The organism is Pseudomonas sp. NFPP02 (genome assembly GCF_900119355.1).
GTDB lineage: Bacteria > Pseudomonadota > Gammaproteobacteria > Pseudomonadales > Pseudomonadaceae > Aquipseudomonas > Aquipseudomonas paracarnis.
Genome location: NZ_FPJI01000011.1, coordinates 31728 through 43425 on the forward strand (window position 1 = coordinate 31728; position 11698 = coordinate 43425).

At 57.4% G+C, this 11698-nt stretch carries 10 protein-coding genes and 1 pseudogene; 5 read left to right on the forward strand and 6 right to left on the reverse strand.

Annotated elements, in window-relative coordinates; translation table 11 throughout:
- Nucleotides 1-218: 218 nt before the first annotated feature.
- The 4 genes from BT204_RS19220 to BT204_RS19235 all read left to right on the forward strand — a co-directional run bounded on the left by BT204_RS19220 (nucleotide 219) and on the right by BT204_RS19235 (nucleotide 5281).
- A complete protein-coding gene (locus BT204_RS19220; protein WP_072447927.1) occupies nucleotides 219-1052 on the forward strand; it encodes a hypothetical protein in 834 nt (277 codons plus the stop codon).
- Between the two features lie 173 nt (nucleotides 1053-1225).
- Complete coding sequence (locus BT204_RS19225) at nucleotides 1226-2566, forward strand: cytochrome C (RefSeq protein WP_072447928.1); 1341 nt, start codon at nucleotides 1226-1228, stop codon at nucleotides 2564-2566.
- Nucleotides 2567-2570: 4 nt separating this feature from the next.
- Nucleotides 2571-3062 (forward strand): sorbitol dehydrogenase, encoded by a 492-nt coding sequence (locus BT204_RS19230; protein WP_072447930.1) that lies wholly within the window; start codon nucleotides 2571-2573, stop codon nucleotides 3060-3062.
- On the forward strand, nucleotides 3059-5281 hold the full coding sequence (locus tag BT204_RS19235; RefSeq protein WP_072447932.1) for a GMC oxidoreductase: 2223 nt from the start codon (nucleotides 3059-3061) through the stop codon (nucleotides 5279-5281). The genes BT204_RS19230 and BT204_RS19235 overlap by 4 nt, the downstream gene beginning before the upstream one ends.
- Nucleotides 5282-5410: 129 nt before the next feature.
- On the opposite strand, the gene BT204_RS19240 is transcribed toward BT204_RS19235, so the two are convergent.
- Nucleotides 5411-5860 carry a GNAT family N-acetyltransferase gene (locus tag BT204_RS19240; protein ID WP_072447934.1) on the reverse strand — a complete coding sequence of 150 codons (450 nt, stop codon included), beginning with the start codon at nucleotides 5858-5860 and terminating at the stop codon, nucleotides 5411-5413.
- Nucleotides 5861-6298: 438 nt separating this feature from the next.
- On the opposite strand from BT204_RS19240, the gene BT204_RS19245 reads away from it, so the two are divergent.
- Nucleotides 6299-6532, forward strand: a complete 234-nt coding sequence (locus BT204_RS19245) for a DUF6124 family protein (protein ID WP_072447936.1) — start codon at nucleotides 6299-6301, stop codon at nucleotides 6530-6532.
- Between the two features lie 166 nt (nucleotides 6533-6698).
- Here BT204_RS19245 and BT204_RS19250 read toward each other — a convergent pair.
- From BT204_RS19250 to BT204_RS19270, 5 genes and pseudogenes are all read right to left on the reverse strand, one after another.
- Nucleotides 6699-7315: pseudogene (locus BT204_RS19250) on the reverse strand (tyrosine-type recombinase/integrase).
- 228 nt (nucleotides 7316-7543) lie between these two features.
- The gene (locus BT204_RS19255; protein ID WP_072447938.1) at nucleotides 7544-8113 is read right to left on the reverse strand and encodes an SLOG domain-containing protein; all 570 of its coding nucleotides are present in this window, start codon (nucleotides 8111-8113) and stop codon (nucleotides 7544-7546) included.
- Nucleotides 8114-8115: 2 nt separating this feature from the next.
- Nucleotides 8116-9258 (reverse strand): toll/interleukin-1 receptor domain-containing protein, encoded by a 1143-nt coding sequence (locus tag BT204_RS19260; RefSeq protein ID WP_072448068.1) that lies wholly within the window; start codon nucleotides 9256-9258, stop codon nucleotides 8116-8118.
- A gap of 81 nt (nucleotides 9259-9339) precedes the next feature.
- Nucleotides 9340-10956, reverse strand: coding sequence for a CBASS cGAMP-activated phospholipase (locus tag BT204_RS19265; protein WP_072447939.1), 1617 nt, complete (start codon nucleotides 10954-10956; stop codon nucleotides 9340-9342).
- 63 nt (nucleotides 10957-11019) lie between these two features.
- Complete coding sequence (locus BT204_RS19270; protein WP_072447941.1) at nucleotides 11020-11622, reverse strand: TIR domain-containing protein; 603 nt, start codon at nucleotides 11620-11622, stop codon at nucleotides 11020-11022.
- Nucleotides 11623-11698 lie beyond the last annotated feature (76 nt).

Sequence of the window (11698 nt, forward strand, 5' to 3'; positions counted from 1 at the left end):
GGTTTGTCCACGCCATTTGCACAAGCGTCATCGACCAGCAGCTATCGGTCGACTGACTGGAGTGGGACGGTTACGCTGAAGTTGCTTTCAGTCCCTATTCAGTTAGTTACGGTAGGCAGCAAACGATACAGAGCGCTTTACACAGTCTCGACCAGCACAAGACGCTCATTAGCACTCAAGGCAAAATATCGATTTGTGTCATTTCAAGGAAGGCAAGAGTGTCCATCATTAAAATGAAATCACGGGCCGATTGTCGGCTCATTGCCATGCTGCTGTTATTGGCAGGTTCAGTGCCCCTCTCTGGTTGCCATCGGTTGACACCCGAGCAGCGAGTGAATGCCTGGGTTGATAGCGGTGGTAAGTCCGCTCCAACTTATCTCACCTCAGAAGAAATCAAGCGCATAGAAGAGAGGCGTTATGGCAGGGTTTTAGGCACTACCTTGGCTCAAAATGTGTTCTGGGCGAATGGCGAGGGACTGCGAGGCAGCGTGAAGCTACGTATGAAGCTTGATCGACAGGGCGACGTATTGCGCTGCGAGGCGCAGCCAATGGACGCTGGAAGTCCACCAGGCTTTACGAATGTCGTCACGGATGTGTGCTGGAGCAGTATCTGGGAGAGCGTTCCGGAAGGTCTTCGGAATCCAGTTGATGGCACCTTTGAGGTCACCGTGCCTTTGATAGCTTCTGGTAATACCTCACCCATTTCTGATTACGAACGCAGACACCAGAGGTCTGCTGTTGAAAGCCGTTTTTTCTGGGACAACGTGGTGGCCAAGCAATCAATAAATGCGTTCGGCCAAGCACGCTTCGAATTCACTGCCAACGCAAAGGGCCAAGTCGCACGTTGCGATGTCACGTTGAAAAAAAACTATCTGCGCCCTGAACATTTCCACCCGGATCCGGCGTTACAAAAGGCACTTGCAACTCAATGCTTGCAACTCGATCTGCAACAAATGTCAGGGTTTCGTGTAAGGGAAGATGGAGTAGCCCACCGCGTCGTTTTTGTGGAGTACTTGCCTTGGAAAAAACAGGTGGGGAGATATTCAGAGTAAGGCCCGCACTTTATGCGCGATCCTGCTTATCCATACCTTTAGTCGGATATTTCTGGCGGTTCAAGCGCAACGGCTAGCCTTCAGCCTAGCGTAAGGGATAACGCTGAACTATCGGTCCATGAAGGGCCAGTACGCCTCGTCGTCCCGACGCTTTATCTGCTGAGGAGACGATAATGAAAATAACCTTGAAACGGTTGGCGTGCCTGGGTGCAAGCTTCACCAGCGTGCTCGCCATGGCCGATGCGGCCAGCCCGCCGCCGCTGTCACCTGCGATTCCCTTCGACGTCACCGCCAATGCCCCCTTCACCCTGGACAACCTGCAACACGATTTCGACGTGCTGTCGTGGCAGACCTTCGTCGCGCTGAACTGGCCCGCCAACGCCGACGGCAGCGCCAATACCTCGGCGCAGATCGGCGCGCCGGGGCAGACGGTGTGGGAGTCGTGGAAGGAGAGCTACGAGATTTTCCTGCCCCAAGGCCAGAAGCCTGTCGCCTGGAACCAGAAGGCGCCGCTACCCCCGGCCTGCCAAGGCAAGGGTGACCTGCCCGTGCTGCAGCAGATGGGTAAGGTTGCTGGTGTGCTCGACGAGACCATCCAGCCGTTCAAGACCGGCCCACTGGTGGACCAGAACGGCACTTACACGCGCAACGCGATCATGGTCAACCAGCCGATGTTCGACGACATCGTTAATAAGGGTCTCTACAGCAAGGAAGGCCAACAGGCTTTCTTCACCAAGGCCGACAACCGCATCGCCTTCTCCTGCGGCTCGCAGCAAGACAAGCATGTCGGCGCGATCATGGTCAAATCGGCCTGGAAGGTGCTCGGCGGCAACGACAACCCACAGGAATTCCATGCCATCAATGCCCTGGTCTATACCCCCGGCAACGCCGACACGAACAAGGGCGCGGTGATCCCCGAATCGTGCAACGTGCAGAAGGTCGGGCTGGTCGGCCTGCACATCGTGCACAAGACCAAAGATGCGCCGCAGTGGGTGTGGTCAAGCTTCGAGCACGTGCGCAACGTACCGGAAAAGACCACCCCCATGAACGAGCGCAAGGGCCCCTACCTCTTCTACAACGCCCAGGCCAGCAACCTCCCGGTGAACGAGCCGCCCGCGCAGCCGTGGGACCCGTCGAAGAAAGCCACACCCTCGCAGATCGTGCGGGAAATTCCGCTCACCGCCGCGACCCACCAGCTCAACGCGCAGTGGCAAGGCGCGCTCAAGGGCACGGTGTGGGCCAACTACCAGTTGATCAGCACCCAATGGCCAACCGCCCCCGCCGATGACTGCCAGGTGCCGTCGCCAACCAACCCGCTGGGCACGCCTGCGCCGAACTTCCTGGCCAACGCCACGCTGGAAACCTACAACCAGGGCACTACGCCGCAGGCTTCATCCAGTTGCATGGAATGCCACAACAACGCGACCAGCCGGGTGACCCAGTCACCGCGCACCAGCTTCGCCGATTTCACCTTTCTGCTTGAACGTGCCCAATCCACCGGTGCCAAGGAGTGATGCCATGAGCGACCCGAACCTGCAAGACTTCATCGACCTGTCTGCCGAGCTCACTGGCCTGTCAGCCAAGCTGCTGGCGCCTGCCGTCGACCCGATCAACCTGCCTCCGGTGTTCTTCGACACCGCCCAGCAAGGCATGGGCACCGAAGCGTTCAGCAAACTGCTGAACCTGTACGTTTCTATTAAAGGCCAACCCCATGAGCAGATCGCCAGCGCCATACTCGGCAGTTCGGACCCGCAGATCGCCAAAGGCGCCCGCTCGATCATGAAGCTGTGGCTGCTTGGCAGCTGGTACCAGCCTTATGACCAGGGCACCGCCAAAGAGCATGACATCCGCGTAGTCTCCGACCAGGCTTACAAGGAAAGCTGGGCGTGGAAAATCGCCCAATCCCACCCCATGGGCTACAGCGAGTACCACTTCGGCTACTGGGCCGAGCAGCCACCGACCCTCAAGCAATTCACCGGTGTCGACGCCAAGGAAGGGCAGCAGCCATGAGCACTCTAAACACCCAGAACATCGAAACCGCCGACGTGATCGTCGTGGGCGCCGGCATGGCCGGCAGCGTCATGGCCTACCAGCTGGGCCTGGCCGGCTTGAAAGTGCTGGTGCTTGAGTCGGGCCCGGCGATACCGCCTAACCGCAGCGAGTACCTGGAGCGTTTCTACACCGCCGTGCTCAAGGCGCCCGAGTCGCCCTACCCACCGGAGCAGACCGAGCAGACCCCGGCCAAACAGTTCGCCCCGCGAGCGACTATCCAGGACTTGATCACCGCCGGCAGCGACGACAAGGACAAGGTGCAGAAGAGCTACCTGGTACAGAACGGGCCGCAACTGTTCGCCAGCACCTACGAGCGGGTGGGCGGCGGTACCATGTGGCACTGGATGGGCACGGCTCTGCGCCTGTTGCCCAACGACTTTCGTATGCAGACCAAGTACAAGGTCGGGGTCGACTGGCCGATCAGCTACGACGACCTGCAAACCGCTTACTGCCGCGCCGAGGAAGAGATGTGCGTGTCCGCCGATGTGGCGTCGCAGAGCTACCTGGGCGTGACCTTCCCCCAGGGCCACCAATACAGCATGCACGGCATTCCTCCATCGTTGGTCGACCAGGGCGTGGGCAAGGCCATCAATGGCACGCAGTACCAGGGCTTCACCCTCAACGTGCGGCAAACTCCAGCCGGGCGTAACTCGCAGAACGACAACGGCCGCCGGGTATGCGCCGGCAACACCAGCTGCACGCCGATCTGCCCGATCCAGGCCAAATACGACGCCACCGTGACCATGGCCAAGGCGCTGGATACCGGCAACGTGCGTATTCTTTACCAGTGTGTGGCGAGCAAGGTGCAGGTCGATGCCAATGGGGTCACGGGTATCGATTTCATCCAGTACCAGAACAACGGCACGCAACAGAACGGCACGGCCCAGGGCAAGCGCTACGTGATCGCCGCCCACGCGATCGAAACGCCCAAGCTGCTGCTCAACTCCATCAGCCCGCACAGCCCCAACGGCGTGGCCAACAGCAGCGGCCAGGTCGGCAAGTCATTGGCCGACCACCCGGTGTACCTGGCCTGGGGCCTGATGCCTGAAGGCAAGCCGTTGTTCCCGTTCCGTGGGCCATTGTCCACCTCGGGGATCGAAGACATGCGCGATGGCCCGTTCCGCAGCGAGCGTGCCGCCTGGCGTATCGAGATCGGCAACGAGGGCTGGAATTGGTCGGCGAATGATCCGTACGCCACGGTCTGCGATTTCATCGACGCCGACAACAATGGCGGCGCCAACCCCGAGAAAAGGGCGTTGTCCGGCGTGGCGCTGGTGCGGCAGCTCAACAGCGTGCTGACCCGTCAGTTCCGTCTGGCCTTCTTGATCGAGCAGGTGGAGGAAGACCCTGAGCATGCGCAGTGCCGGGTGGAGAGTAGCAAGCATTTCACCGACGGCTTGGGCCTGCCTCGGCCAGAGATCGCCTACGAACTCTCCGAATACACCATGAAGGGCTTCAAGCAGGCGCGCCTGGCCGCCACGCATATCATCACCAAACTGATGGGCGCCACCGAGCTGACCGACCTGAAGCCCAAGCTCAAGCCCGGCTCGCAAACCGTGTTCGAGTACGACGGTCAGAACTACGCCTTCTACGGCGCTGGCCACCTGATGGGCACCTACCGCATGGGCTCGGACCGCAGATATTCAGTGGTGGACAAGGACCAACGCAGTTGGGACCACCCCAACCTGTTCCTGGTGGGCGACGGCGTGTTCCCCTCCACCGGCACCGCCAACCCGACCTTGACCATCACCGCGCTGACCTTCCAGGCCGCCGACGTGGTCGCCAGCGACCTGCTCAAGCGTACCGTGCAGGTGCAGGCCAGAGACCCCTGGCAGGGCACCGGCGTGCAGGTCAACGGACAGAGCTGGCAACTGGCGGTGTGCACCGGTGGGCAGTGGACGGCCAACCCGGGCACCGGCATGGTCGGCGCGGCGGGCCACCCAGGCCTGACCGCCAAGCCCGGCTATACCTTGCCCGGTCAAGCGGAAGGCGCGTTGATCGGGCGTATCGGCACCAGCGGCGCGCCGTTCCTGGTCGGCAACCAGGCGCAATTGCCGCGTGGCCAGCAGGGAGAGTTGCAGTTGTGCATCAATGACGACCTGGCCGGGCGTTACGGGGCTGGCCTGAGCGATAACCAGGGCAGCCTGTCGGTGGAGGTGCGTTTCGGGACGGTGTAGGTGCAGGCATAGCAACCCCACAGTGCTGCGGTGATGCTGCAGTGCTGTGGGGTTGCTCTCTCAATCCCGTCACTTACAAGCTATCGGCCACGCCCAACGCAGTGAGCCATTGCCATTGCAGCCATCGCCTCAAAAACCGCCAAGCCGCATGATATGAGTCGCCTGAGCCTCATCTGTCCGCTTGAAGCCACAGCGCTCATAAAAGGCGCTTCCTTCAGCCGTATCCGTGAAAAGACGCACGACCTGAAACCTGAGAGCGGCGCGTTCAACAAGCGCCTTTACCAGCGCCTGCCCGACGTGTTGTCCCCTTGCCGAAGCTGCGACGTAAACCCGCCGCAGTCTGGCCACGTTATTGTCAGCATAGGGATCAACTGAAAGACCGCCGATGCCTATCAGTTGCTGATTAAAATAGGCCGCCATCAGACACTCGCGGGGTGCATCAAAGCGGTTTGCCCCGGAGTGCCATTCGTTAATCAGACGCGTGAGGAACCTGAAACCCTCGCCAACGGCTTCCTTTTCCAGCGCTTGTATCTGGCGCGGAAGGTGGGTGATCGGTTGAACCTCATATCGTTCATCCATCCCTGCCTCCAATATGAAACGTGTTCAATGCTAACAATTTCGTTTGAGGTGACGAACACGCCTGTAGGAGCGAGCTTGCTCGCGAAAACCCCAAACGATAACGCAGCGCCTGAAGGCAAAATCCGATTCCCCTGCTGCACCTTGCTCCATTGCCTACGCCTGCGTCAGAATCCGCCGGCTTGTGCGCTGAGGTGGCCGTCTCTAAGGTGGCTCGGTCGCTGAATTGTTCAGTGATTCGGGTTTAGTAGCCTGAGCTTGGGTATCTATTAGTGCATGAGTTTCATCAGTCAGACAGTGCGTCTGTGCTTGATGGTGGCTGTGCGTAGGGCGTCTTCGGGCGCGCCGGCTTTAGATATCCACCGGTCTACTAACCTGCGTACAGCTGCCACCCACTGTTTAGTAGCGGAAAGGTGGTGGCATCACTCAGGATGTCTACTCATGTCAAAAGCAGATTCAACAACGCTCTTCAACGTCGCCCCCAACGCCAGCAACGAAACCCTCATCACCAACAGCTACGAAACCTTCACCAGCGTCAGCACCCTGCTGCTCGACCTGTCCGAAGACCTCAACGGCAAACACCGCGACATCGCCCTCGCCATCCACCAACTGAGCGAACTGGGCGTACTCCTCACCGCCAGACTCCTTGACCGCGAAGCGCCCTGCCCTGGCTGATGATCATCTCGTCAACTCGTTAGCCTGATGACTCGTCGCGTCGTTGTAAGTCACATACAACGACTCGGCAATTTGGCGCTTGATGGCTTTGGTGGATTCAGCCTCGGCACAAAGCCCTCTGCGATGACGAGAGCGACGGTCTGACTTCGACCGTCGCTATGCATGGTCAAACCTCAGTCTGTTCCGCCATCTCCTGGGCGTCATCGACCTCAATCCCCAGGTATCGAACAGTGCTCTCCAGCTTCGTATGGCCGAGCAGCACCTGAACCGCCCGCAGGTACTTCGTCCTGCGATAGATCAGTGATGCCTTCGTACGTCTCATTGTGTGTGTGCCATACATGGCTGGATCAAGGCCAACGGCTTTCACCCAGCCTTTGACGATGCGTAGTGACGAGTAGATAGATGGTCTGAAGTATGCAGCCAGCTAGGAAAAAGGTAGCCCTCGCTGCGTAGCTGGGCCCGATGTATCCAGGCCACAAGAGCAGATCGTGTTTGATCAGTGATCTCAAACTGCACAGGCCGCTGCGTTTTCTGCTGCATCACTATGGCTCGTGATGATAAGTGCTCGCCATGAGCAACATCGCGCACGCGGAGCTTGGTTAAGTCGCAGGCTCGAAGCTTGCTGTCGATGGCCAGATCGAAGGGAGCCAGATCTCGGGGTTTTTCCGCAATTTGAAGCCTTACTCGGATGGCCCAGATATCTCTCAGTCGGAGTGGGGTTTTCTGCCCGACCAGTTTTCCTTTGTTCCAGGGCTGACGTCTGCAGGTAGCGATGATGTTCATGATAAGTCCTCCATGTGTGAAAGGACAATGATGGGCAATCGGAGCAATGGTCGCTAACAGGCCAAAAGCGGGCAGTGATCCCGATATAAAACTGTCCGCTTTTCTGTTAAAGGTACAGCTCAAACCTTACTTAAAAGCCAGTGAAGTGCATGCCGTCAATTTTGATTGCAAGAGACCCAAGGCTACTCACACGTGAATCAGAAGAAAAACATGGGCCGCACGATACGGTTAATGGGCAGGTAAATAACGGTTAAATAGCGTGGCGAAATCTATGTCTTCGAGCTCCCGCCCAATGAAATAGCCTTTATCCCGAGCGAGATTGAGCGCTGCTCCCCCTGGGGCGGCAACTGGCAGAATGAAAGCCTTAGGATTGAGCCGCCTGAAGATATCGTATTCGACCTCAACACCGTCCATCCCGCCAATGAAAACTGCACCGACCAGATCTTCCCTAGAGAACATCTGTTCACGCATCAGTTGCAAGCTACCTTGGATATCCTCGAGCACGGGATCGGTATAAATTACGTTGCCAAACCGTTGGTTCTCTTCCGGATAACGACCTTCGAAAAAGCGGCTTTGATACAGGATCACAGAGCTTGCGTAATCAACCCCGAGATCTTCGCAGATGCTCCAAATCATTGGGGTAATTGCAGGATGGCCGCCCCATACAATCTTGTGCCGGCGAACGGTCGCGATAGCTAGTTCACGAACGGCACACTGGATTAGAAACGGGTCAGCGGTCTCGTAGTACGTCCCTCGCCCGATCACGGGGATGCTTGCAGAGAGGAAAATTGCCCCCATTTCTACGCCCTCCAGTCTGCAAATTGCCAGCCAGCCTCGCAAGCCTTAACCCAGTGCGTCGCTTGGATGTATTGGCCCAGCCAATCCAAGTGACTCAGCCATTGGGGATGCAGACCTATATGGTCATAGAGTATGGCCACAGATTCGTCAGGAGAGTTCATTGAAGCTTCGTGCATTGTTGTCGAGGTCGGCACGCCCACCGTAGGGTAAACCACAACCATCCGGTCGTCGGGAAGACGTACTCGAATCCCGCGGCCGGTGCCCATGCCAATCACTTCGCCACCTATGGCCTCAATGCCTATTCGCAGATTGCTCACTAAGTTAACGGTTCGCACCGCATGGCTCTTGCTGCGAACTTCTTCAAGCTGAAGACAGATCCGGTCAATCGCGTGATCACTAATCCGTCCAGATATGACATCTATTTCACTCGCATCAAGTTCAGCGAGGCTTGCAGTTGCCAAGCGCGCGGACCGCTGGGCTTCAGGCCACCCTACTCGAAGAACGCTAATGCCCTTAGCAAGCGCCCTTCCAAACTCGGCTGCCGTCCATCGACTGTTGAAGTAGTCAGGCGTGTCGAGCATCAACAGCACGTCAGAGTCGCAAAGCCGATGCCACAGCATGGTCTGAAAATCTTCTGCCGGCGCGATGCTATGGGTATCCAGGAAAACGTCGAAATGCCTGGCAGAGAGCGCCTCGAACATCTGCAGCGCGGTCTGCCTGGCCTCGTCTCGTCGATAACTGACAAAGACCCGACGTTGCTTCGGAAGCAGGCCTGCACATTCTAAAAGCGCAGTGGCGACACGTTTCGCCCCACCATTGGCGTAAGACAAACAATTTAATGGGTGCAGAATTTCCGGGACTTCCGTCACAACTCGATCTAGGTCAGACACGACCGGGACAACAGGAACGCCACCTCGAAGCAAGCTTGGTAGGCTGGGGTGGTCCGCGCCTACTCCGCCAAAAAATACAACGGCAGCGGATCGTTGCTGATGAGGAGTAAAAGCAGCAGGAACTATCTCCCAGCTGATATCTTGGCCCAACCTCAAGCCAAACATGGAAACCGCATCTGCTACGGTGGTTTCAAGCTCAGAGATTTGCGCGGCCGTGGGTGCCCCCAAGACAGCTAGCTGATAGATGAATGACATGACAGCCTCGCTATCGGAGTTGATTAAGCGCCAATAATCAAACGGACGCCGAGAGACCATCTCCCGAGCGCCCGCGCCTACTCAGAACCGCTCCCACACATCAACATGTTGGCCGTCAAAGAATCTGGAGCGCACCTCGGCAAAGTGTTCTTTGCCAGCCTCATTGCCACGTTGCGCCATGTCCTGAATAGCCTCGGCGTCATCCATTTTGATTTCGACAGGGGTCTGCTGGTTAACGCGCACGTGACGTGTCGGGCCCAGGAAGCTCTCTGCGAGTACCAGAGCACCATGCTCTTGGGCGGCGAAAAAAAGATCGACACTGTGAGGTGCCCAACCTGCCTTGCCCTTTCCGAGCTGATCGGTGAAGTCGCTTTCGCTACTGAGTGTGCCGATGCTCAGTACATCAATCCTATCTAGAGGGATTTTCAAGTATCGAACCGCTTCCGCGAGAGCCGGGAGGATGGGGTTATTGGCCCAGACGCCTCCATCCAGGAACATCTCCAGTGCGATAGGCCCGTCGAAGGCAACTTCATCAAAATAGGTAGGTGCAGCGGATGAAGCCAATGCGGCGTCGACGGCTGAAATATCTCGATAAGCGGTGCGATCTGGGCTATGTGGCGTGACAATTGCCTCTGCTTGACCTTGCTTAGCCCGAACAGTGGGAATCACCAGACGGCAGCGAGAATCTGCAGCCAACGTTTTGTCCCCGTACACATCAGTCAACAGGTCGCGAAGTGTGGCTGAGTCGTGCTTGGATTTGAGCCAGTGCCGCAGTTTCCGATCCTTCGGAAAAATCTGAGGTCCCTTTTTCTCGTAAAACTCAAGGATGTCACGCGGCTTCAGGCCCATGGCGAGCCCAATAGCGAGAATTGCACCAGTGGATGTGCCAGCGACCAAGTCGAAGTGCGAAATCAGGTCATTTCCACCACCGGCCTTGAGCATGTCGTCCCACTTGGCTAAGACCGCTGCAGTGAAGGTACCTCTGAGCCCTCCTCCGTCGAGCGCCAAGATGCGGAAGTTACGGCCCCGCGAGATGTTCCGGCGGGCAAGTGGTAGGTTCTTCAGTTGCTCAACAATCAGCCCTACGACCTGGTCAACCGATGTGCTGTTGGCAATGGTCGCATTCGCCTCGTGAGGTAGCCCGTTTCGCAGGCGAGATAACAACGAAGGGTCGTCTTTGAGATAACCCGCGATTGCTCCGCCAAAGCCAGCGACGACAAAGGCTGGCTTTCCGAGCTCAAGCATCGTATCCAGCTCATTGGGAACACCTGCTTTTGCTTTGTTCACGTCCCACCACGCACCACCCACGCAGATGACGGCGTCGGAACGATCAGCCATCCAATCACGCATCGGCGTCAGGCCGTCTGCGGCTGGACCATCGCTGTTATCTGCAGGCACGATCTCTACAGAAGCGAATGCTCTCTGCTCTTCAATTTCAGAAATGTACTGGTCGGTTGAGTAGCTCCTCGCCCGCACCAGGGTAAGTGCCCCCTTGCTCCCACCTGCCTGGATGAAGCCCGCTGCGGCTTTGCGCAGTGGTTCAGTGAATGAAGGATGGCTCCCATGGACAATAGATCCCCCTTCACTAAAGACTTTCGCTGCGAATTTTTGTACGAAATCAGCGATGTCTGCTTGCATTTCTTTGTTCGACCCGGATAGGTGAATCCTAATGCCGGCCAGGCGCTGTGTGACTGCCATGTGTGATACCTGAGTGATCTGAAATGTCGAGTTTTGAGGGCCACTACGGCTAGGATCGTATTTCTAGCGGCCGGCCAAGCCCGCTGCGGTTTCGATCCAGCCAGCGATGTTTTCCCTGCCGTTTTGAGCGACGAAGTCGTATCTCATGCAGCGCTCGGACAGCTTGACAACCTTGTTGTCGCAGGTAGGGGCATCAAACCACAGATCAGAGGCAGGGATGGCGGCGGCGTAGTCCGAGTACTTCACCCATTTACCGTCCTTGAGCTCCGCGAAATAAATCTTTCCGCTGGAGAGATAGACACCCACTTCAGCCAGTGGGTCTTTGCCTTTCACTCCCAGCTCCTTCGCGTTGTTTTTTAGGCCATGGATATCGACGGTGAGCAGCCCATTGCCCTTCAAAACGCTGCGCACGATCTCATAACGTACCCACCGCCTGGCAGCGGTGTACTGACCGGCAAGCACGCACGTCACGGAAGTGCTCTTGAGGCCATTACGGAGGAAGGTCTTGAGCGCCTCATCGCCTTCCTTCTGGGAAGCTTCGAATACACTGCCGTCGAAGAACCCATCCGCTGCTTGATCGTTGCTGACAACCAAGCAATTCCTGACATTAAAGACTCGCCAAACGTCTTCTTGATAATGGAATGAAAAAAATGTTTTGCGTGCCATCCCTTGCCTCCGTTCGTTGACAACCCGCCGCCATTATTTCGGAGCGACTGCAGTTCACTCTGGCATGTGTCGTCTG